This window comes from Erwinia sp. HDF1-3R (assembly GCF_039621855.1).
Classification (GTDB): Bacteria; Pseudomonadota; Gammaproteobacteria; order Enterobacterales; family Enterobacteriaceae; genus Erwinia.
Map to the genome: position 1 here is coordinate 2,322,978 of NZ_CP155071.1, position 22,531 is coordinate 2,345,508.

15 protein-coding genes are annotated in these 22,531 nt (G+C 56.3%); 5 read left to right on the forward strand and 10 right to left on the reverse strand.

The annotated features are described in order from the left end of the window. Positions 1-8 precede the first annotated feature (8 nt). The 4 genes from AAGR22_RS10665 to AAGR22_RS10680 form a co-directional block, all read right to left on the reverse strand. Positions 9-722 carry a hypothetical protein gene (locus AAGR22_RS10665; protein ID WP_345831477.1) on the reverse strand — a complete coding sequence of 238 codons (714 nt, stop codon included), beginning with the start codon at positions 720-722 and terminating at the stop codon, positions 9-11. Positions 723-783: 61 nt separating this feature from the next. Further along, on the reverse strand, positions 784-1,935 hold the full coding sequence (locus tag AAGR22_RS10670; protein ID WP_345831478.1) for a beta-propeller fold lactonase family protein: 1,152 nt from the start codon (positions 1,933-1,935) through the stop codon (positions 784-786). 25 nt (positions 1,936-1,960) lie between these two features. Next, entirely contained in the window at positions 1,961-2,602 is a 642-nt protein-coding gene (locus AAGR22_RS10675; protein WP_345831479.1) for an aldolase, read from the reverse strand. Positions 2,603-2,667: 65 nt separating this feature from the next. Continuing rightward, positions 2,668-3,975: an MFS transporter gene (locus AAGR22_RS10680; RefSeq protein WP_067702063.1), complete on the reverse strand. Its 1,308-nt coding sequence runs from the start codon at positions 3,973-3,975 to the stop codon at positions 2,668-2,670. Positions 3,976-4,212: 237 nt separating this feature from the next. Here AAGR22_RS10680 and AAGR22_RS10685 point away from each other — a divergent pair, with 237 nt between their 5' ends. Continuing rightward, entirely contained in the window at positions 4,213-5,238 is a 1,026-nt protein-coding gene (locus AAGR22_RS10685; protein ID WP_345831480.1) for a LacI family DNA-binding transcriptional regulator, read from the forward strand. 57 nt (positions 5,239-5,295) lie between these two features. Here AAGR22_RS10685 and AAGR22_RS10690 read toward each other — a convergent pair whose 3' ends face one another. From AAGR22_RS10690 to AAGR22_RS10700, 3 genes are all read right to left on the reverse strand, one after another. Next, positions 5,296-6,156, reverse strand: coding sequence for a hypothetical protein (locus AAGR22_RS10690; RefSeq protein ID WP_345831481.1), 861 nt, complete (start codon positions 6,154-6,156; stop codon positions 5,296-5,298). A 658-nt stretch (positions 6,157-6,814) separates the two neighbouring features. Then, the gene (locus AAGR22_RS10695; protein ID WP_345831482.1) at positions 6,815-7,516 is read right to left on the reverse strand and encodes a substrate-binding domain-containing protein; all 702 of its coding nucleotides are present in this window, start codon (positions 7,514-7,516) and stop codon (positions 6,815-6,817) included. Positions 7,517-7,609: 93 nt separating this feature from the next. Further along, complete coding sequence (locus AAGR22_RS10700; protein ID WP_345831483.1) at positions 7,610-8,848, reverse strand: alpha-hydroxy acid oxidase; 1,239 nt, start codon at positions 8,846-8,848, stop codon at positions 7,610-7,612. Positions 8,849-9,117: 269 nt separating this feature from the next. Between AAGR22_RS10700 and AAGR22_RS10705 the strand changes: the two genes are divergently transcribed. Together AAGR22_RS10705 and otnK are read left to right on the forward strand one after the other, a co-directional pair. After that, positions 9,118-9,807, forward strand: a complete 690-nt coding sequence (locus AAGR22_RS10705; RefSeq protein WP_345831584.1) for an aspartate/glutamate racemase family protein — start codon at positions 9,118-9,120, stop codon at positions 9,805-9,807. Positions 9,808-9,810: 3 nt separating this feature from the next. Continuing rightward, the gene (otnK, locus tag AAGR22_RS10710) at positions 9,811-11,139 is read left to right on the forward strand and encodes a 3-oxo-tetronate kinase (RefSeq protein WP_345831484.1); all 1,329 of its coding nucleotides are present in this window, start codon (positions 9,811-9,813) and stop codon (positions 11,137-11,139) included. 118 nt (positions 11,140-11,257) lie between these two features. On the opposite strand, the gene AAGR22_RS10715 is transcribed toward otnK, so the two are convergent. Beyond that, positions 11,258-13,216 carry a methyl-accepting chemotaxis protein gene (locus AAGR22_RS10715; protein WP_345831485.1) on the reverse strand — a complete coding sequence of 653 codons (1,959 nt, stop codon included), beginning with the start codon at positions 13,214-13,216 and terminating at the stop codon, positions 11,258-11,260. Positions 13,217-13,551: 335 nt separating this feature from the next. Beyond that, complete coding sequence (locus AAGR22_RS10720) at positions 13,552-15,096, reverse strand: methyl-accepting chemotaxis protein (RefSeq protein ID WP_345831486.1); 1,545 nt, start codon at positions 15,094-15,096, stop codon at positions 13,552-13,554. Positions 15,097-15,592: 496 nt separating this feature from the next. Here AAGR22_RS10720 and AAGR22_RS10725 point away from each other — a divergent pair, with 496 nt between their 5' ends. Beyond that, a complete protein-coding gene (locus tag AAGR22_RS10725) occupies positions 15,593-19,381 on the forward strand; it encodes an NAD(P)-binding protein (protein ID WP_345831487.1) in 3,789 nt (1,262 codons plus the stop codon). Positions 19,382-19,512: 131 nt separating this feature from the next. Here the strand turns inward: AAGR22_RS10725 and idnD are convergent, their stop codons facing one another. Then, positions 19,513-20,556, reverse strand: a complete 1,044-nt coding sequence (gene idnD / locus AAGR22_RS10730) for an L-idonate 5-dehydrogenase (protein WP_345831488.1) — start codon at positions 20,554-20,556, stop codon at positions 19,513-19,515. Between the two features lie 927 nt (positions 20,557-21,483). Here idnD and AAGR22_RS10735 point away from each other — a divergent pair. Then, positions 21,484-22,455, forward strand: coding sequence for a glycosyltransferase family 2 protein (locus AAGR22_RS10735; RefSeq protein WP_067702035.1), 972 nt, complete (start codon positions 21,484-21,486; stop codon positions 22,453-22,455). Positions 22,456-22,531: the final 76 nt, after the last annotated feature.

Sequence of the window (22,531 nt, forward strand, 5' to 3'; positions counted from 1 at the left end):
GGCAGCCTCTACAGCAGTTCGTAATCGTTAAAGATCAGCGGCGTTTCGCCACCGTTGGTTAACTCCACCTTGCCGGGATCGGTGAGCATCGCATCGCCACGGTGGATCCAGATCTCTTTATTACGGTTCGGCTGGCCGGGAACAGCCACCAGCAGGCGGCCTTCGGTGAAGAATACCCGTACGCCGGGACCATGCTGGGCGTAAGCGCCGGTTCCTTCACCGGGCTGCAGCGTGACCTTCCAGCCCTTCACGGTTTTCTGACTGAGCACCTGCTGGAAGAGCGGGCTGTCCGGTCGGGTTGCGTCACCAAAGCCCAGTGGGCCATGCTGTTTGATTTCAAATGCCACCTGGTGATTGATCGTGGTATCGATATTGGTGACCCGATCGACCGTTGACTTGCCCTGATGCGCGCCAAACTTGACGTTGCCGCTCTTCATCTCGCTCTCTTTGGCGGGTTTGTCAGGCCAGCTGATGCTCACCCGGCTGCCGTTAACGTGGGTATTGACGTAATCAAGGTGCTGCTCATGATACTGGGTTGACTGGCCGGGACGGATAATCACCCGCATCACCGTGACATACTGATTCTCCAGGATAACGTGATGCAGCGGCTCAAGGTCAGTGGCGACGCCTTTTTCCACCGCGCTGGCCGCGGTCAGGGAGGTCAGCGTAAACAGGCCTGCGGTAAGCAGGGCAGCAATCAGGGGACGTGTTTTAAGGGGCATAATGGCTCCATGAGTGGGGGACTCAGCCCGGTGGACACGGCCCACCGGGCGGTGGCTAAGGTTACTCTTCTACCAGCGTGACCCAGTTGGCACCTTTACCCGTGGGGTAACGGCCCACCAGGGTCAGGGCGCCGGTGACGTTGTCACGGGTATACAAAGAGAGTTGGGTGGATTTTTGCCCGGATTCGATCAGGAAGCGGCCGCTGTTATCAATGGCGAAGCCCCGCGGCTGCTCTTCGGTTTTGATGCTGGAGAGCCAGGTCAGATGACCGTTAGCAGGATCGACAGAGAACGATGAGAGCTGACTCCGGGTGCGCTCGGTGGAGTAGAGAAAACGTCCGTCCGGGCTGAGATGGATATCGGCCTGCCAAATCCGCGGTTTAGCCGAAGGCGGCAGCTTATCGTCGCCGGTCAGCGGCCGGGCTTCACCACGCTGCATATCCTCTTTGGGCGAGACGGAATTCACCTCCTCCTGGGGGGTGGCGGTACCGTCAGAATTGAGGGTCAGGCGGGTAATATTGCCCGCCATCTCGGTGAGAATATACATATTGCGCTTGCCCTGCCTGTCCAGCCCCGGTGCGATAACGAAATGGCGCGGGCCGGTCGCCGCTTCATGCTGAATATTTACAAAGGGTGGGTTAGCCGGGGTTACCCTGCCACTGGTCGCATCAAAGTGATACTGCAGCAGCTGGTCAGCGCCCAGCAGCGTGACGTAAAGGAAGTGGTTGGTCGGGTCAACCTGAATCGCATGCGCACGTTTGCCGGTATGAACAACCTGCACCGGCGGCGTCTCCACCCGGCCCTGAGCGTCGATGCGGTTGATGCTGAACAGATCGCCGCCGTAGGATGCGCTAAGCAGATAGCGCCCCTGTTTATCCAGTGACAGATAGGCCATGCTTTCCGGCAGCGGCGTCTCACTGGCTTTCACCAGCGTGCCGTCGGGCTGAATATGCCAGGCCGCCACCCGCCAGGGCTGGCTGCGTACCGAAACATAGAGGGTTTTCTTATCGGCAGAGACCACCGACGACATGGCTTTCTCGCCAGTCGGGAAGGTGCCGGTGGGGATCAGGCCGGGCTTCTCTTTATCCAGCTGATAACCGGTAACCGTGCCGCTGTCGGCGTTAGAGACATAAACCAGGGTGCGGGCCTGTGCGCCGCTGAGGGTTGCCAGCACTGACAGCAGCGCAGCGGCATAAACACGTTTATTTCGCATATTTTTTTCCTGTTGTTATCTGGCGTTACCAGCTTGTGGAGAAGGCTTCACAGAGTTCGCTGACCTGGGCTTCGTTCAGCGGCTCTGGCTTATTCGTGGCCTGCATCCATAAGCGGGCGGTCTCCTCCAGCTCCTCCAGCGCATAGCAGGCGGCGGACACGGATCGGCCCCAGATAACCGGCCCCAGGCGTTCGAGCATCACCCCTCTGACCTCGCAGGCAAGTTTTGCCACCTGCTCCGCTACCTCAGGCGCGCCAGGGCGGCGGTAGGGGATCAGCGGGATGCGTCCTACTTTCATCACCTGATAAGGCGTGATCGGCGGCAGAATGCTTGCGGCGTGCCAGACGCCCGCCAGCGTCAGCCCCACCAGATGGGTGGAGTGGGTATGGACCACGCCCTGAACCTCCGGGTTACGATCGTAAACCTGGCGATGCAGCAGCAGGGTTTTTGAGGGTTTATCGCCCGATAGCCAGTCGCCGCTAAGAGAGACTTTCGCAATCTGCGCCGGCGTCAGTCGGCCCAGGCAGGCATCGGTCGGGGTGATAAGCCAGCCATCGTCCAGTCGGGCACTGATATTGCCTGCGGTGCCGACGGTATAGCCACGTGACCAGAGGCTGAAACCCACCTGGCAGATCTCTTCACGAAGCTGATTTTCATTTTTCATCATTACACTCTTTCATTCGCATCAGTGGGGTAGCAGTGTCGGGCAACAGGGCGGCCTGAGGCCATCGGTTAGCGATTAGCCGCCGCGACCTGGGCCGCGCCACCGTTTTTTTTCAGCACCAGTGGTTCCACTTTCCCCATAATAAACATGAAGTTAAATGCGCCGAGCAGGCAGATGCCGCCCGCCACCAGCAGCGGCACCACAAAGGATCCGTGGCTCAGGCTGAGCATCAGACCGGTAAAGGAGGCCGTGACGATCCCCGCCAGGTTGCCCGCAAAGTTCTGAATACCGCTCAGCGTCCCCACGTAGCCCGGGCCGGGGGCGACGTCGGCAGGCAGGGTCCAGATATTGGCGGCGGTAAAGGCCAGGCCCGCATAGGTCAGAGAAAACAGCGTCAGGATCACCGGCATGCTGTTGGTAAAGGCGGCAAAGGCGATCACCGATGAGAGCAGCATCCCGGCAATCAGACAGGTTTTACGCGCGGTGGTCAGCGAAAATCCCTTGCGATACATCCAGTCGGAGCACAGGCCGCCGAGCAGGCTGCCGGGGATACCCATCAGCGCGGGGATAGCGCCCAGCGTACCCAGCTCCTTGAGAGAGAAGCCGTGCGCCATGGTCAGATAGGTTGGGAACCACGTCACAAAAAAGTAGGTGGCAAAGTTCATGCAGAAGAAGCCGATCATCATTCCCCAGACCGTCCGGTAGCGGAACAGGCCGGGAATATTGACCTTCTCGCTTTTATCCACCACCTGCACGCTGCGATCGGCCAGTAAATTTTCGCGCTGAACCGGGTCCAGCCCCTTAATCTCCTCAGGTTCGCGATAGAACAGCATCCAGATAGCCACCCATACCAGCCCCAGGCCGCCGGTAACCACAAAAGAGGTTTCCCATCCCCAGGTGCCGATCAGCCATGCCACCAGGGGCAGGGCGATGGCGCTCCCGGCGCGCGGGCCGGCATCGAAAATACCGCTGGCGGTCGCGCGCTCTTTTTTTGCAAACCAGGAGTAAACCACTTTGGCACAGCCGGGATAGCCCCCCGACTCACCCAGTCCCAGCATCAGGCGGAAGGCAAAAATCGAGGTAAAACCGCGTCCGAAAGCGGTGAAGACGGTAAACAGCGACCACCAGCCCACGGCAATGGCCAGCCCCATACGCGCACCCAGCCGGTCAATCATTCGACCGGCTGGGATCTGCATCAGCGCATAGGTCCAGAAGAAGGCCCCGAGGATAAGCCCCATGCTGGTGTCATCCAGGCCGAGATCCCGTTTAATATGGGGTGCCGCAATCGCCAGATTAATGCGATCGATATAGTTAATGGCGATGGCGAAGAAACAAAACGCGATCATTAGCCAGCGGATCCGAGGGTATCTACGCATGGTGAATTCCTTTATTATCCTGATGCTTTTACAGGAGGGTTATCAGAAGGAGGATGCCCCTGACTGCCGCAATCCCTGTTATCATTCGGTAAAATTTGAAGGTAAATTGATAACGTGATGTTAAAAGTAAGCGATTACAAAAATCAGTCAAGCGAAAAGTAAGCGCTTTCAAATCTAAGTTTTCGTTGTCTGCAAAATTTGTGGGCGACGTCACTCATTTCAGCATGGAGTTCCATCATGTCCGATAAGCCCGCTCTGCCTGGCAGAGTCTCCCTGGAAGATGTTGCTAAACGCGCTGGCGTGTCGACGGCGACCGTGTCACGCGTGCTGAACGGCAGTGCTTCGGTGCGCCAGTCGCGGCGTGAAGCGGTAGAGCGGGCGTGTGAGGAACTGGGCTATGTGATTAATCGCGCGGCGCGGACGCTGGCATCACGCAGAAGCATGACGATTGGGGCGGTAGTGCCGACGCTTGCCACCGAAACCTTCTCCAGGCCGCTGGCCGCCTTTCAGCAGCAGATCCATCAGTCCGGGTATACCCTGCTGCTGGCGAACTCCGACTTCGATCCGCAAACCGAACTCCAGGAGGTTAACAAGCTGGTGGAATACGGCATTGATGCACTGATGCTGGTGGGTAATTCACACCATCCCCGGCTGCGGGAGCGTATCAACCAGCTTGATATTCCCTGCGTGCAGACTTTTTCCGTTGATCGGCAGCACCCGAGCGTCGGCTACGATAACGAGCAGGCGGCAGGCGAGCTTACCCGGCATCTGCTGGCGCTGGGGCATCAGCGGTTTGGGGTGATTGTCGGCACGCCCCCCTCCAACGATCGCGTGTTCGATCGTATTACCGGCACGCGTGAGGCGCTGGCGGCTGCGGGGATAGCCCTGGCGGAAGTGAACCTGATTGATAATGCCTTTACCATGAACGATGCGCGTCAGGCGATGTTTCGCCTGCTGGACGGCCCGGAGCCGCCCACGGCGGTGATCTGCGGCAACGATCTGCTGGCATTTGGTGCGCTGCGCGGCGCGGGGGAACGTTATCTGCGGGTACCCAACGATATATCCATTACCGGTTTCAACGATTATGAATACGCGGAGCATCTCGAGCATCCGCTGACCACGATGCGCGTGGAGCTGGATGAAATCGGCCGCTGTGCGGCAGATTATCTGTTGGCAACGCTAAATGGCCAGCCCGCGACGAGGCAGACGCTGCTCACCCCACGGCTGATTGTGCGCAGCAGCACCGGGACAGCCCCGCGCTAGCCTGAGCGCGGGGTGATTCGGTTAGCTTACAGGATCCTGGTAAGATCCCTGGATTTCCTACCGTGGTAACTGACCATCAGAGCCAGACCTGGATAGATTCCACTTCTGTCTCGCCGCTTCAGGGCTTTTTTGATAATCCTGCATGGCCTGTTCCAAACGCCTGGCCAGATTCTGCTTATCGTTCACCTGCTTAAGCTGAATAGCCAGATCGTTCACTGTCGGACTTGAGGTTCGCGGTGGCTGCGGAGCCAGATCTGAAGCCCTGGGGCTTGAGATTTCCGGCGGCTGGGGAGCCCGCACGGTCTTTCGGCTGAGGCCCGGACTGGTTAGACCCCACTTCTTCCTCGCCGCTTCAGGGCTTTTTTGAAAATCCTGCATGGCCTGTTCCAAAAACCTGGCCAGCTTCGGTTTATCGTTCACCTGCTTAAGTCGCATAACCAGATCGTTCACCGTCGGACCTGAGGTTCCCGAAGGCTGCGGAGCCAGATCGGTAATCCTGGGACTTGACATCCCCGGCGGCTGCGGAGCACGTACTGTCTTTCTGCTGAGGCCCGGACTGGGTAGATCCCACTTTTCCCTCGCCGCTTCAGGTTTTTTTTGGTGATCCTGCGTGGCCTGTCCCATCATAAGCTTAGCCAGCTTTTGCTTATCGTTCACCTGCTCAAGCTTGATAGCCAGATTAGTCGCCTTTAGGATTGAGGTCGGTGGCGGGGGAGCTGGACGCAGATTGCTCATCCGACCCCCTGACTGGATTTGATTTTTATTACAAGAAGCCTGTGACTTCTTCAAATTAACATTACTGTTAATAACTGTTGATAAACGCGACAATAAAGATAAAGTATTTTTAGGCTGGATCCTGGCCATCGAGTACAAGGCCTTAAAGCCTGTAACAAAACCAGGACCCGAGATAATAGACATATTCACATTTCTCACTATCTTCTAAAATTATAGGATTCCGACGTGGAACTCCTGCTCAGGCCCGCCTGAGCATAAGCTTCAAAGAATACCACTAACCGGGTCCGTCATAACTCCCCTGGTGCTGTAAGAAATTAAAGTTGAGCGGTTTTTGTAAGTTAAAAACCCCTGGCTGCGGCTACTTAGTGGCTTAGTGCTCCTCAACCACTGACGCAGATGCTCGTGTAAATTATCCACCTGACTGCTCACTTACAACAATAACGCTAATACGGTTGGTAATATGAATCGCTCAGGGAATACCAGACTTTATAATGCAGCTTAGAGTAATAAGAAATAATGCAGCTTATAGTAATAAGAACATTGTCAGATATTGATACTCAAACGTCTGTCTGCATCAGCATCAACACTTCATTACGGTTTCAGAATATTACAGTCTTTATCCTCTTAATTATTTCGGATAGTCCCTGTTCGAGAGAATAATAAGGCCTCTCCAGTTTAAAGGGTAAAGGATCCAGTAATATTATGGTGGAGCAAACTGCAAAAACCGGGCAGCAAGGATATTTTTTCTAAATCCCGTCAGCTGAAGGGCAAGCACCACCCTCTGGCGCCTGCAGTGCCATTCTTTTTTACTGCCTGGAGGCTGGAAGATAAATCAGACAGTCTACTCGCGACAGGTCAGCCCAAAGGATTCGAAGGTCGCCCGCGCCTGCGGCGTGCGCAGCGAGGCAAGCAGTGCCGCCGCATCCTGCGGATTGGCTGCCGCGCGGAAAATACCCCCGGCAAAGGCGGTCACCTTCTGCGCCTCATCGGGCAGGGGGCCGATCACTTTCACACCCGGCACCATCAGCAGCTCGCTGATTTGCTGTAGGGCGAGATCCGCCTTGCCCGTCAGCAGCTGGCTGGCGGTAAATCCTTCGGGGATGGTGGTACCGCGCGACGTCATCTCCGCTTCAATGCCCAGCCGCTCGATCAGCGTTTGAAAATAGATGCCGCTGGCCCCCCCGAGCGACCAGGCCACCGAGCGTGCTGCCAGCAGCGTCTGCTTAAGCGCCGACAGGCTGCTGATATCCGGCGCGACCGCATCGGGTAGTATGGCCAGACCAATGCGCGAATCCACCAGATCCACGCGGCTGTCGGCAATTATTACGCCTTCCTCAATCAGCCGCTCGATCACCGGTACGGTGAGGATTGCCGCATCGGCCGGGGCACCGGCGGCTATTTTTCTCTCAATCACGGAAGTGGGATTCCACTCCAGCGTCAGTTCGCAGTGGGGATGCTGCTGCAAAAAAGCCTGCTCCAGTGCGTCAAAGGGCGCGCGAACCGCCAGTGCGCTAAATACGCGCAGGGTTGTATTTCCGGACATACCGTACTCCTTAATAATGGGTTCAGCGCGTAATGCGCAGGTAGCGCTCATTTCGAATCAGCGCGTAATGCACATTTAGCGCTAATAATTGTATCAGCGCGTTTTACACAGGTAGCTCTCATCCAGTTCAGACGGGGTGCGCACGCCGAGTAGCGCCAGGTCGCGGTCGATTTCATCACGCAGAATATGCATGGCATGCTCCACGCCTGCCTGCCCCCCGATGACGGCCCCATACAGAAAAGGCCTGCCAAGCAGAACCAGATCGGCGCCCAGCGCCATGGCTTTCATCACATCGGTGCCGCGGCGAATGCCGCTGTCGATAATCACCTTCATGCTGCCCTTTTGCGCAGCCACCTCGGCCAGCGAATAGAGGGGCGGCAGGGTGTGATCCAGCTGGCGGCCGCCGTGATTGGAGAGGATCACCGCATCCGCGCCAAGATCGCGAGCAATAAAGGCATCCTGCGGCGACATCAGCCCTTTGATTACCAGATTTCCCCGCCACTTTTTACGAATGGCCTCGACGTTTTTCCAGCAGAGCTTGTCGCGCGCCTGGGTGTTTCGCACTTTGCCCGACATCATCGGCGGGCCGCGCTCGGCGTCGGTATTTTCAAAATGCGGCGCGCCGTGACGCAGGAAGGTCTGCGCGACGGTGCCCAGCAGCCAGCGCGGGCTGAGCGCGCTTTCAAGCGCCACCTTCGGGGTGATCTTAATCGGCATACTGAAGCCGCTGCGGATATTGTGCTCGCGGTTACCCAGCATCGGCGTATCGCCGGTGACCACCAGCGTGCTGAAGCCCGCCGCCGCCACGCGATCCAGCAGCCGGTCGATACGCGGCTGATCGCCCGCCAGATAGGCCTGGAACCACGCATCCGGGTTAGCGGCATGTACGTCCTCCAGCTTAACCAGTGAAGAGGCGCTGAGGATCATCGGCACGTTCATTTCACGGGCGGCCCGGGCAAGCGCGATATCGGCCTGATAGGCGACAAAGGAGGCACCGCCCAACGGCGCAACGCCGAAAGGATGATGATAGCTGTGGCCAAACAGGGTGGTGCGCTGGCTGCGACCCGAAACGTCTCTGAACATACGAGGGATAAACGTATAGCGCTGGTAGGCTTCAAGGTTACCGGCAATACCGCGCCCGGTTTCAACCCCGCCCGCCACATACTGATAGATCATATTGGGCAGGCGTCGACGGGCATGGCGTTCAAAATCGTCCAGGGCCAGCAGATCGCGAAACCGACGCGGCAGCTTTGCCGTCGCCGGTGCGGTCACGACGGTAGCGGTATCCGGGTCAACCCCGCGCAGCGTGGAGGGCGTAGCAGATGAAGTCATAATGCGTTCTCACAGTCGGTGAACAGGGTTAGCAGTGAGGCATCAGGGCATGACGGGGCATGACGCAAAATGCATTTATTTTGTAAGCGCTTTCAATTGTGGTTAATCATCGTTAATATTTCAACATAACATTAACAATGTGAACCGCGTAATCTGTGATCGGGCTCACTTTACAGAAACATTTGTAAGCCCTTACATTGGAACCCGTGCCCGACGCGGTACGACTATACCGGGCAGAGCACGCCCGCCGAGCTAACTCTCTGGAGCGAATCATGACCCGTATTGTTTTACTGCACGCCACGCCGGTCGCCATGGCGCCGATTGATGCGGCCTTTCGGGATATCTGGCCCGAGGCCGAAACCATAAACCTGCTGGACGATGGCCTGTCGGTGGACCGTGCGCGCGAGGAGACGCTCTCCCCGGCATTAATCGATCGCTTTGTTCACCTGGGCGAATATGGCTATAAGATGCAGGCCGGGGGCATTCTGGTAACCTGCTCGGCCTTTGGCCCGGCCATCGACAGGCTGGCGGAGACGCTTCCTGTACCGGTACTGAAGCCTAATGAAGCAATGTTTCACGAGGCGGTGCAGCAGGGAAATACCATCGGCATGCTCGCCACCTTTGGTCCTTCGATACAGACCATGACCGATGAATTTAACCAGTACGTCGCGGAGCATCACTCTGCGGCCACGCTGACCACCGTGCTGGTGGAGGAAGCCATCGATCTGCTGAAGAAAGGTGACGTCGAGGGGCACAATCAGCGGGTGGCCGCGCGGGCAAAAGAGCTGGCGCACTGTGATGTCATTATGCTTGCCCACTTTTCCACCTCGCGCGCTGCCGACAGCGTTCGTCAGCAGGTTGCAATCCCGGTACTGACCGCGCCCCATGCCGCCGTGAAGCGGATGAAGGCCAGCGTGGCGGCAGCGGATCGGCACAGCCCCGCAGGCGAAAAGGAGTAGATAATGTTAATTGGCGTAATAGCGGATGATTTTACCGGGGCCAGCGATATCGCGGTGACGCTCGCGAAAGGGATACAGGGTGAGGGCGGCCTGAAAACAACCCAGTACCTGGGGGTGCCCTCGCGGCCTGCTGAGGCAGAAGTTGAAGCGGGGGTGGTCGCCCTCAAAAGCCGCTCTGTTCCGGCGGATCGGGCCGTGGCCCAGTCGCTGGCCGCCTGCCGCTGGTTACAGGCGCAGGGCTGCGAGCAGATCCTTTTCAAATACTGCTCGACCTTTGATTCAACCGACAGCGGCAATATCGGGCCGGTCATTGATGCGCTCGCGACGCATCTTGGGGCCAAAAGCGTGGTGGTCTGTCCCGCTTTCCCCGCCATGGGCCGCTCGGTTTATCAGGGGCATCTGTTCGTGGGCGATCGTCTGCTTAACGAATCGGGAATGCAGCATCATCCGCTCACGCCAATGACCGATGCCGATCTGCGCCGGGTACTGCAACGCCAGTCGCATAATCCGGTTGTGCATATTGGCTGGCAAACGGTGAGCCAGGGTAGCGACGCGCTGAGCCGGGCATTGGCGAAAGTAGAACAGCAGGCGGAAACCTCACGCGAACGTGCGTCGGGCGCAGCGTCAAATGCTGGCCCGCAGGCGAACGCGACCACGCTGGTGGTGGTGGATGCTATCAGCGAGGCCGATCTGGCGGCTATCGGTGAAGCCTGCCGCTATGCGCCACTGGTCACCGGCGGCTCCGGCGTCGCCCTTGGTCTGCCGCACAACTTTATTGCGCAGGGGCGGGTAAGCGGCCAACCTGCGCGTACCCCGCAGGTTCCCGGTGCGGAAGCGATTCTGGTCGGCAGCTGTTCGGGGGCCACCCGCGAGCAGATTGCCGAACACCAGAAACATCACCCGGTGATGATGATCGACGTTGGCGACGTGATGAGCGGCATAACCGGTCCCGATCGGCTGGTCGACTTTATTCAGGCGCATCAGGGGCAGTCCCCGCTGGTTTACTCCTCCGGTGATCCGGCGTCGGTCAGGCAGATCCAGCAGCAATACGGCCGTGAGAAGGTTGCCGCTGCGCTGGATGCGCTGTTTGGCACCACCGCACAGCGGCTGGTGGCCGCGGGCACCCGACGTATCGTGGTCGGGGGAGGGGAAACGTCGGGGGCGGTGGTCAGCGCGCTGGATCTGGGTGCGCTGACTATCGGTGAAGAGATCGATGTGGGCGTACCCGCGATGTTTTCTCAGGGGGAGGAACCCATCGCGCTGGCGCTAAAATCGGGTAACTTCGGGGGGAAAACGTTTTTCGCCCGCGCGGTCGCCTCACTGCGCGGCTAACACCCTCTCAGCCGCGTGTCTCTCCGCGCTTTCCTGCGCCGCGTCGAGGGCAGGGAAGCGCGAGCCGGCCGGGGGCTAGAGATTCACCAGCGTTTGCAGAACGGTGAGCTGGCCGGGGCTAGAGGTTCACCAGCTTTTGCAGAACGGTGAGCTGGCTGACCGCCTGATTCATCGCATCCATCCCCGCTGCGGCATCTTTGAGTCGGCTGATATTTTCCACCATGCTCTGCCGTCCAAGCGCATTCTCTTCGCTGATGGTCGCGATCTGTCCCTGAGCCGAGAGGCTCTTTTGTGCCATATCCGTTGTCGTGCTGGCGCTGCGACCCGCCAGTTTTTTCAGCGTGGCCAGCGTAGTGACCGTTTCGTTGATGTTTTGACGGGTAGCATCCGCCTGTTCTTTTGACGAGCGCGCCAGACGGCGTACCTCCTCCGCAACTACCGCAAATCCGCGTCCCGCTGCGCCAGCGCGCGCAGCCTCTACCGCCGCGTTAAGCGCGAGGAGGTTGGTCTGGTCGGCAATGGCGCCGATGCCAGCGGTGATCTGGGTGATGCCGCGGGAAATTTTCTCCAGTTCGGCAAGCTGTGCGGTGAGTTCTTCCTGCGCGGTCAGGGTGATGGCGGCGGCATCGTTAATCGCGCCAATATTCACCCCTGCGATGTCCAGTGCGTCGCTCTGGCGGTTGGTGGCTTGCTCAAGCAGCGGGAAAGTATTGATCACCGGCGCGATGGCCTGCTGATAGGCAATGACCTTATCAATCACGCCGGTCTGTAGCGTGTGCAGGGCTTCCCAACGCCGCAGCGAACGCTGTGCGTAGTGTCCGGCATAGGCCGCATACTCGACCGCAAAGCGCGTCATGGCCTTCACATCCCGGTCGTAAAATACCAGCGCTGACAGCGTTTGGTTAATTGGTACACCGAAAATTTCGCCAAAGCTTGAGAAGCCCGCGGCGGTTACGCCACTAAAGAGCTGGGCCGAAGGCAGGCTGTCCGGGTTATTCAGACGACGCAGCAGGCAGTCATTAAGCAGCATTGCGCTGGGTTTGCCTTTACCGGCTGAAAATTTCAACCACTCCTGCTGTGTGGCATTAACAAAATCCTGCGCCTCCAGGAGATAAAGGCGATCGCCAAATTCCAGGTCGCAAAAAAAACTGAGACTGTCGGTATTAACTTTAGCGACGGAACGAATAAAGTATTCCTCTCCGACTTTCACGCCAAATGTCGTCCCCTGTAAATGTTTTTCAAGCTGGGAAGGCGGGCATTTAAAATAGTCAGCAAGTGCCTCAACGATCGGTTTCTGCTGTCCGTCGGTATCAAACAGCGAGGAAACGGTGCGGGTGACCGGGTTCGCTTCTGCAATTAGCCAGCTTTGCGAGGTCGGGGTAAAGTTCTGGCTCTTAAAGGGTGCAAATGATTTACCTTTCGCCATCTTACAAAATACAATCACCGCTTTATTCTGTAACAGCCCCTCATGCGTTCCAATCCAGGTGTTCAGGAAGTCCGTACGTCCGCCCGCTGATCCGCCTATTGCCAGGCAGGGGAAACGTCCGCTGTCATACCAGGCCTGCATCAGAAATCCTTCTGCCGAAGAGAGGCCGTCGCAGTAGATCATCGCAAAGGTATCTTCAGAGGAGAGCGCCATACTGACCGGCATTTTGTCTAACTGGCGTCGGAGCGCGGCTATGCGCTGCCCGGCCGTGGCCTCGGGCGGGATAGCCAGGTCCAGCTGATGCACTTCATGTTCGGCGATGGTTTGTTGCGGCAGCCAGAGCCAGCTGCCCATCGGCCCGCTGGTGTCGCAGTAGGTAGACTGCCCCTTTTTTGCACAGAGCGCGCCGGTCGACGAGAGCACGATAATCCGGCGATGCGGGGTGCTCAGTTTCTGCCAGGCGCTGTTGACCCGGCCGAAATCGGCTTCGGGCGGCACGAAGACCATCATCAGGCCCCGGCCATCGCCGCTGCCAACTGGAAACCGCGTTGGCACCGCCCGACAGTCAAACGTATTGCTGGCCGGCCGGGCCGCCAGTGAATGTATTTTACGTGGAATAAGGGTATTCCACAGATATGATGCGATGGACATGCTGTGCTCCAGGGGATAATTTAGCTTAAGTCTTTATTTATGGATATGACTTATCTAACCCCAATTTAAATGTTTATTTTTAATTAGGATGAAAACGTGGAGAATTTGGCTGTTATATAGCAAAGAAAATTAAAGGCCGCAAATAATGCCTGTTTTTATTTTTCTTTATCATTCACCCAGGAACGCGACAATAACTCAAACACAATCGAGTTATTAATACGTTAATAAATCTCCTGAGAACTTTTTACCCACATTGAGGGCAGGACAGAGCATTTCCTGGCGACGCCGCAGCCCCTTGTTGTTGAACGAACCTGCGGCGGCGTAGGGGTATCCGTTTAGCCCGTTGTCAGGTGAAAGGCGGAGACGGCCTGGGTGAGATGACTGACCTGTTCTTCGAGCGAGGCGGAAGAGGCAGCGGACTGATGAACCAGCGCCGCGTTTTGCTGGGTCACGCTATCCATCTCGGTCACTGCCTGTTCAATCTGGCTGATGCCGCGGCTCTGCTCTTCAGACGCAATGGAAATCTGGTTCATCAGTGCGTCCACCTGAGTAACCGATGTGATAATGGCGTTGATGACTTCGCCCGTCTCTGATACCAGCTGTGAACCCGACTGAATGCTGGCTACTGAGGCGACAATCAGACCCTCGATCTCTTTTGCCGCGACGGCACTTCGCTGTGCCAGCGAGCGGACTTCTCCGGCCACTACGGCAAATCCGCGCCCCTGTTCACCCGCTCTGGCCGCCTCTACCGCCGCATTAAGCGCCAGAATATTGGTCTGAAACGCAATGCCATTGATTACCCCAATGATATCCTCAATTTTTTTGGAACTGCTGTTGATTTGCTCCATTGTCTGAATAACGTCGCGGGAGACGCGATCGCCTGAACGGGCATTTTGTACGGCCTGCTGGGTAAGGCGACTGGCTTCATGTACGTTCTCATTATTCTGTTTTACCGTGGCCCCCAGCTCCTCCATGCTCGCTGCCGTTTGCGTCAGGGCGGCAGCCTGCTGCTCGGTTCGCGAGGCCAGGTCAGTATTTCCGGCGGCAATTTCCTGCGAGGCGCTGGAGACGGTCTGTGCCGAGTGCCGCACCTGACGAATAATATCGGTGAGCGAGCCGCGCATCTGCTCCATCGCGCTCATTAATGCCTGGATTTCACTGCGTGACGGTGTCACAGGTAGCGGCTTATCCAGCACACCGGCCGCTATCTGACGGCAGTGGTCGCGGGCAAGCGTGAGTGGAGCCAATACGAAGCGGCGCAGCAGGATCAGCACGGCTGTAATGACGATCAGAAACAGCAGGCTAAAGGTGGCGATCAGACCCAGGCCGAACGTGAAGTTCCCCTGGGCCGTGGCATTAAGGTGTTTAGCATATTGCTCATGCAGGGCCAGCACTTTATCAAGCACGATCTCATACTGCCTGTCGAGCCGGACTACGTTTGGGATCTGACGATCGAATCCTGCCCGGTCGCTGGCCGTAGCCGCCAGGATAAGCGGTTGCAGGCCCTGCTGACGGTAGGCGAGATAAGCCGTGCGATACTCATCAGCCAGCGCCTGTTCATCGGACAGCTTAGGCGCTGCGAGATACGCCTGGAATGCCGCATCCGCTTTTGATACGACTTCATTAACACCGTCAAGCGTCGGTTTCGAGGAAAGCGTGGCGCTATTTTCCATGGCTTTCATATATTCCATCAGGCGAACGCGCAGGGTACGACTGTGGTTAATAGGATCAATAATTGAAAGCACCACGCGTATTTCTTTGTTGACCTTATCCAGCGAGGTGTTACTGCGCGTCAGAAGCCAGACGTTAGAGAGCATACTGGTTATAAAGAGGGTAAATAACACAAGCAGAACAAGCAGGGAGGACTTTTTCAGTGACATCGTAGCATCCTTATCTAAGAAAAGTTAAAAGTAATATCGGCAGCACTGCGGGAAAAATTACCCTTTTTTAAAAATGAGTAAGCTCTGGGTTGCTTTAATTTTCCATAATAATTTTAACGAGTTACGATGTTAGCGAGAAAAAACCGTGCGACCCGTCGCAATTTTGCAACCGCAGCGGAATAATTATTTTTTGCTCACAGGCTTTGTTAATGATTTGCAAGGTTATTTGCCAGTGGGTGAAGAAATGATTTGTTAAAAATTAAATAATGGCTGAGTGATTAAGAGCTAATTTCTTTATTTGACTATACTTGGATGAAAAGGCTCGCTATTTTTAGTTGTCCCGATCTGTTGTTAACATAATTATACTACCAATTAAACCTGAAGAATAATGTAGTCGAATAATAATCTTCCCTGAATATCATCGTATTTAACATTTATTTCATGCCCCTCGCGGGGAGAAATAGTTTTTAAACTGGATCTGGAACGGAGGAGAGGAATGGCCCCGTATGCTTCATTCTGGCAGGCAGGATTTGAGGGTGCCGATCACCTAAACCGACAGGGCGTGCGTCTGTCGATGATCGACGCTAACGGACACGGTGCGAAGGCAGGGGAAGATTACCTGGCGCTCGGTGAATTTGGCATCAGGACCGTACGTGAAAGTGTAGGCTGGCGGCTGTGCGACAGGGGACCAGGATACGATTTTAGCAGCGTCGACAAACGTATGCGGGCGGCAAAGCGGGCAAACGTACAGATATGCTGGACGATTTGCCACTATGGCTGGCCGGAAGGGACCGATCCCTTTCAGGTCGATTTTGTGCCGCGCTTTGCCCGGTTTTGTGCCGCCCTGGCAGCCCATCTGGCCCCTTACTACGCAACTCCGCCGGTCTATTCGCCGGTAAATGAAATTTCCTTTACCAGCTGGGCGCTCTCCGTGGGGTATTTTCCCTCGTCGGCCGGGCCGGGTCACTTAACCGGGATTGAGTCCAAACGGCAGCTGGTTCGCGCCGCCATTGCCGCCTGTGATGCAATCTGGCAGGTCGATCCCCGGGCGAGGATCATGCACTGCGATCCGCTTATCCATATTGTTCCGCCCCTGGGCGAGGAGGCGACATGGGGGGAGCAGGTCGCAGGTGAATGTCACGCCCAGTACCAGGCATGGGACATGCTTTGCGGCAAACTGGAGCCTGAGCTGGGCGGGGCGCCGCGCTATCTCGATCTGATCGGGGCCAATTATTATCACGACAATCAGTGGGAATACGTCAGTAATCACCGGCTGTGGTGGCACCTCGGCGATCCGCGCCGCGCGCCGCTGCATACGATGCTTCACTTTCTTTCACTGCGCTACCAGCGCCCCATACTGATCGCGGAAACCAGCCACGTGGGCAGCGGGCGGGGCGCCTGGATTAATCATATTGCCGCTGAGGCCGTTCAGGCCATGCTGATGGGCACGGAACTTACCGGCATCTGTCTCTATCCGGTGACCGATCGACCCGAATGGGATAATGCCGATATCTGGCATCGCAGCGGCCTGTGGGATGTTATCCCTGGCGCCGCGGATCCCTTTGTCCGCGAACTTGACCAGCCCTATGCCGACGCGCTTTATCAGGCGCAGGCGACGACAGCACATTTTCAGAACAAATGGATTCAACAGGATCATAATGAGGAGAGTGCAATGACAACCCCTACGCTAATTGTTTTTAGCCACTTACGCTGGGATTTTGTGTTCCAGCGTCCGCAGCATTTACTCTCACGGCTGGCCAGGCATTATCGGGTGGTATTTATCGAAGAGCCGGTTTACGAGGCGGGTGAGGCCGGACTGCATCTCTCTCATCCGGCCCCCAATGTTACCGTGGCGCGACCGCATACCGACGTTCGCCAGCCTGGCTTTCATGACGATCAGATTGCGCGTCTCCAGCCGCTGATGGCGGCGCTCAGCCCCGAGGGGCGACCCATCGTCTGGTTCTATACGCCGATGGCACTGCCGCTGCTTACCCCGCTCGATCCTGCTCTGGTTATTTATGACTGTATGGATGAGCTGGCCGCCTTCGATCAGGCGCCGCGCCAGCTGTTACAGCGTGAATCTGCACTGCTTAAGCGGGCCGACCTGGTATTTACCGGTGGTCCCAGCCTGTATGACGCCAAACGCGCGCGGCATTCCGATGTGTACTGCTTTCCCAGCAGCGTCGATGCCATTCACTTTGAGCAGGCGCTGGACAGAAGCAACGAGCATCCTTTGCAGGCGGCGATACCTCATCCCCGGCTCGGCTACTATGGCGTGATCGATGAAAGGATCGACACCGCCCTGATGGCTCAGCTGGCCGATGCCCATCCTAAATGGCACTTTATTTACGTCGGCCCGGTCGTGAAAATCAGCCAGGCGGCGCTGCCGGTGCGCGACAATATTCACTATTTTGGTATGCAGCCCTATCAGGCGCTGCCGCAGTTTCTGGCTGGCTGGGATGTCTGTCTGATGCCGTTTGCGCTCAATGCCTCCACGCAGTTTATCAGCCCGACGAAGGTGCTGGAGTATATGGCCGCGGCGCTGCCGGTAGTAAGCACCGCTATCAAAGATGTGGCTGCGCCCTATGGCGAACTGGTGATGATCGCCCGCGACGGAGCCGATTTTGCGCGCCACTGTGAGCGTGCCATCGCCCTCTCCACTATCCAGCGGACCGCGATGACCGCCGGGATGAAGGCCGTGGTGAGCAACACCTCATGGGAGAAGACGGCAGATGAGATGGCCGGACTGATCCAGCATGCGCTGGCCAGCCGCCAGGCGGCCTCCCCGGAGCGGCAAAAAACCTATCAGGCTGCGCTGACTACCGCGTCGCAGCGAGCGGCTCAGGCAGGATCTGTTCAGCCCGAGACCACTCACCATGCCCGCTATCTGATCCTCGGTGCGGGACCCACCGGGCTGAGCGCCGCGCTGCAGCTGGGCAGTGAGTCGGTGCTGCTTGAGCGTAACAGCCGCGTGGGTGGCTGGTGCCGATCGGAGGAGCAGTCGGGATTTGTCTTCGACTATGCCGGGCATATTATGTTTTCCAACGATCCCTGGGTGCTGGAGATGTACCAGCTGCTGCTGGGGGATAACCTGCACTGGCAGATGCGTGAGGCCTGGATTTATACCGGGGGGACCTACACCCGTTATCCTTTCCAGGGGGCGCTTTACGGCCTGCCGCCAGCGGTTATTAAGGAGTGTGTGCTGGGCGCGATAGAGGCGCGCTACGGTCAGCCCCAGGCAGAGAAGGCCACCCCGGTTGTCATTAAAGACTGCTGCGCCGACGGAAGCATCGCGGAAGCGGAGGGATGTTCGCTAGCGCAGCGTGACCAGGCGGAGGAAAATTTTGAGCAGTTTATCTATCACACCTGGGGCAGCGGCATCGCCAGGCATTTCGCTATTCCCTACAACTGCAAGCTGTGGAAGGTGCCGCTAAGCGAGATGGAAACGTCGTGGCTGGGCGGGCGCGTGCCGCTGCCGGATCTTGCCGCAATTATTGAGGGGGCGCTGGAGCCGGTGGGTAAACCGCTGGGTCCCAACGCTCGCTTTGGTTACCCGCTGCATGGAGGATTCCAGGCGCTAATGTCCGGTTTTCTCCCGCTGCTGCAAGGCACGCTTGAGACCGGCGCAGAAATTGTCCAGCTCTTTCCGGCACAGCATATTGCCGTTTTGCAGGATGGCCGACGCTATCATTATGACCACCTGATCAGTACCGTGCCGCTTCCGGCCTTGATTGCCATGCTGGGTGTCCAGGCACCGGCGGAAATACATGCCGCGGCCGCCGGGCTACGTCACACCTCGGTGCGCTGCGTGAATCTGGGGATTGGACGAGCTAACCTGTCCGAAAAACACTGGATCTACTATCCCGGCGAGACGGTATTTCACCGGGTTTTCCTCCAGGGTAACGCCAGTCCGCACTGCAATCCGGAAAATGGTTTTGGCCTGACCTGTGAAATCACCTATACGGATGAGATACCCCTGGCCGAGGAGGGGGAAGCCCTGATCCAGCGCTGTATCCGGGAATGTATCGGCGTCGGGCTGTTTACCGCCGAAGATAAGGTGCTTACCGCCACCGAGGCTGACATTCCCTATGCCTATGTTATCTACGATCATGCGCGGGAAACTAACGTCAGCCTGATCCGTGAATGGCTGCTGCAATACGATATCACCCTCGCCGGACGCTACAGCGAGTGGGAATATTATAATTCCGACCATGCATTTATTGCCGGTAAGAAGGCCGCAGAAAAAATTATCGCGCAGCCGGCTACGCGCGGCGCGGCGATATAATCGCCTGCTCAGGCGTCAGGCACCGGGAGTTCGGTATCAGACAACCGGCGTCAGGTATCACGTATCAGGCACCCGGCGCTATGGGGTGCCTGACATCCTCAGGGCTGGCGTAGCGGCCGACAGAGGAGGGCTTAAAATACCACCTGCACCTTGGCGGCGAGGTTTTTGTCGCAGGCGGTTTCCAGCGCCTTAACCACGTCCGACTGGGGGAACTCGGCGGATAACAGCGGCAGCGGGTTAATGCGGCCGCTCTCCAGCCAACGCACGGCGGTTTCAAACTCGTTGATAAAACGAAATGAGCCGACCAGCGCGATCTCTTTTACCAGCAGCAAGCCCAGCGGGAAAGCCGGGCTTGCTGCGCCCATGCCCAGCTGCACAATGCGTCCTCCCGGGCGGGTGAAGCCAGGGGTGGAAGCGATAGCGGCCGCAGCGCCTGACGCCTCAAAGCAGACGTCAAAATAGCCACCATTTTCCTGCCAGACATCGGTCACGTCGCTATTGCCCGGGTCTGCCGCACGGGAGGCCCCCATCTCCAGCGCCAGCGTGCGGCAGCGTTCGCTCATATCCGTTGCCACGATTTCCGCCGCGCCGGAGGCCAGCGCAGCCGCGATCACCAGGCAGCCAATCGGTCCCGATCCGGTGACCAGCACTTTTTTCCCGACCAGGCTACCTGCCCGGTTAACGGCATGGATCGCCACGGCCAGCGGTTCGGCAAAGGCAATCACTTTCGCATCTGAGTTATCCGCATAGGGAATACACTGTTGCTCACTCACCGCCACGTAGTCAGCAAACCCTCCGTTTACGTGCGGAAGAAACTGAGCGCTGCCCATAAAGCGCATCTGCCCGCAGAGATTTTGCTTTCCCTCAAGACAGCGCGCACAGCGGTTGCAGGGCAGAGAAGGATTGATCGCCACGCGCTGGCCGATCTTAAGCGTACTCTCCGGGGGTGTTTCAGCCACGCGCCCAACGAATTCGTGTCCGAGAATCATTGGCTGCTTCAGCACGGACATCCCCGCCCGGCCATGTAAAAAATAGTGAATATCAGAGCCGCAAATACCGCCGCGCTCCACTCTGATTAACACCTGGTCTGCACCGTACGTCAGGGTACGGCGCTCATTGCGGACATCATGTGCCGCGCTGACCACGCTGGCGGTGATTTCTCTGCTGTCAGGCATAGGGATTCCCTGTTTGAAGTGGAGGTAAGCGCTTAACGCATTTTTAATCCGCTGACGCCCGTTCGACAGGCCAGCTTAATGTTTGGCCGATAGCTATAACGGCATGCTTAACTATAGAACGAATATGAAATCTATTTCACTGCTTAATTGTATAAAAATCAGCCACCACAGGGTCACCGGACAGTTCAATAATAACGACTGGTTTTTTATAGCGGAATTGTCTCAGAACACAGTTAAATTTTTCTTTATAATCACAGCAGCGTGGCTAATGTTTCAGGGCAGGGCGTTGATACTTATGTGGTATAGCCGTGGTTGCAGACACGAGAGGATCTGCTATTTCTGACTTAGAATTGTATCAAAGTTTCCCATTGCAACAATTCCCGCTCTCCCCTGAATCCCTTCGTAGTTGTAAATAAAAAATATTGGTATTACCACAACAACGCCATGCCGGGCAGGTTTTTTTGCGACTCGCCTCGCAATTTCTCTATATAATTCATTAGGTCCGCCTTCCACGGCAAAAGAATGTCGCAGGTTAGCTGGCTTGAGCTTCTTATCTTATGGAAATATTTAGAAACCGGTTTCACCTAAGAATTATCCCATAACGTTACTTGTTTGTGTCCTGTTTACCGCTATTTTATTCACATTTGGCGGATTGAAATGTGCCAGGGGAGAAGTAAACTTCGATTAAATAAATTTTAACAGAGGAGGGAGGAGGAAATGCGCATAAGGGCTTTTAAGGAAAACTCACTCAAGAATAGATTGAGCATCGCAGGCCAGCCATAAATAGAATGACGCGGGAAAATTCTTAATTTAACGAAGAACAAGCCCTGAGCTTATTCTTATTAGTTTGCTGATTAAGATGTTCGCATTGATTTTACAGGGGCGCTGTTGTTTATTAAGAGGCAGCTTAAAGGTTGAGATAAAACTATGATGAAAAAGAATCTGTCAGTCGTGATCCCGGCATATAATGTGGGGGCATACATTGTTGAGTGCGTTGATTCATTGCTGAGCCAAATTGCACTGCCAAATGAAATTATTATCGTCAACGACAGTTCAACGGATAATACGCTGGAACTGATCGAGAAAAAATATGGCGACTCACCCGTAGTGACTATTGTCACCATCCCGAATGGCGGTGCCGGAAATGCCCGCGATAAGGGCATAAGCCTCGCATCCGGTGAATTTGTCTTCTGCTGCGATCCCGACGATATCGTTTGCGCGGGGTTTTATCAGGAGTTCAGCGAGGTCATTACCCGACATCCCGAGGTCGAGCTGTTTTGTTTTAATTCACAAACCTTCGTCGACGGTAATCCAACGCAGACCGGCGGTAAGGTAAAGCATGACACCTTTGGTCTGGTGCCCTCGCAGCACGTGATGGCCGGCCTGTTGCGTAACGGATCCTATACGTCTGCGCCCTGGAACTATGTTCTGAAACGCGAGATTATTACGCGCTACAACCTGCAATATCGCGATCGTCTGCATGAAGACCACCGCTATACGCTACAGGCCTTTATGCGTACGGGTATCGCGTGGGTAAGTAAAAATCTTTATTATCGCCAGCGTATCCGTCAGGGATCATTAACCAACAGTACGAAAGAAGAGGCCTATTTCCGTCATCGCTATGATGCTTTCCTCTGCTCGTACGAAAAATTAACCAGCCTGCCGGGGAACGATCCTTCCCGTAATGAACTCCGTCGTCTCTATTTGATTCACTCTTTTAAATTGATGATCCATTTATCGCTGTCAAATGGAACGCCGCTGCCGGAGTATGTTAAACAGGCGATCGGTTATTTAGGCCGCGATTTAGAGCCGGGTTCATTTATTAACTGGCTGATGCTTCGCCACCCCGATACGTACACTACTTTACTCGGTTTAAAAAAGAGAGTGCGTAAGGCCTGAACCCTTTCACCACCTGCAGCAGTGTAAGGTAACTATTTAACCTCTATTCCTGTGTTGTTAGGTAACTATTTCCTGT

Coding starts and splice junctions, on each gene's coding strand:
- AAGR22_RS10670 (WP_345831478.1), bottom strand. CDS start 1,935: ATGCGAAATAAACGTGTTTATGCCGCTGCGCTGCTGTCAGTGCTGGCA.
- otnK (WP_345831484.1), top strand. CDS start 9,811: ATGTTAATTGGCGTAATAGCGGATGATTTTACCGGGGCCAGCGATATC.
- AAGR22_RS10685 (WP_345831480.1), top strand. CDS start 4,213: ATGTCCGATAAGCCCGCTCTGCCTGGCAGAGTCTCCCTGGAAGATGTT.
- idnD (WP_345831488.1), bottom strand. CDS start 20,556: ATGCCTGACAGCAGAGAAATCACCGCCAGCGTGGTCAGCGCGGCACAT.
- AAGR22_RS10680 (WP_067702063.1), bottom strand. CDS start 3,975: ATGCGTAGATACCCTCGGATCCGCTGGCTAATGATCGCGTTTTGTTTC.
- AAGR22_RS10735 (WP_067702035.1), top strand. CDS start 21,484: ATGATGAAAAAGAATCTGTCAGTCGTGATCCCGGCATATAATGTGGGG.
- AAGR22_RS10720 (WP_345831486.1), bottom strand. CDS start 15,096: ATGTCACTGAAAAAGTCCTCCCTGCTTGTTCTGCTTGTGTTATTTACC.
- AAGR22_RS10665 (WP_345831477.1), bottom strand. CDS start 722: ATGCCCCTTAAAACACGTCCCCTGATTGCTGCCCTGCTTACCGCAGGC.
- AAGR22_RS10690 (WP_345831481.1), bottom strand. CDS start 6,156: ATGTCTATTATCTCGGGTCCTGGTTTTGTTACAGGCTTTAAGGCCTTG.
- AAGR22_RS10715 (WP_345831485.1), bottom strand. CDS start 13,216: ATGTCCATCGCATCATATCTGTGGAATACCCTTATTCCACGTAAAATA.
- AAGR22_RS10725 (WP_345831487.1), top strand. CDS start 15,593: ATGGCCCCGTATGCTTCATTCTGGCAGGCAGGATTTGAGGGTGCCGAT.
- AAGR22_RS10695 (WP_345831482.1), bottom strand. CDS start 7,516: ATGTCCGGAAATACAACCCTGCGCGTATTTAGCGCACTGGCGGTTCGC.
- AAGR22_RS10700 (WP_345831483.1), bottom strand. CDS start 8,848: ATGACTTCATCTGCTACGCCCTCCACGCTGCGCGGGGTTGACCCGGAT.
- AAGR22_RS10675 (WP_345831479.1), bottom strand. CDS start 2,602: ATGATGAAAAATGAAAATCAGCTTCGTGAAGAGATCTGCCAGGTGGGT.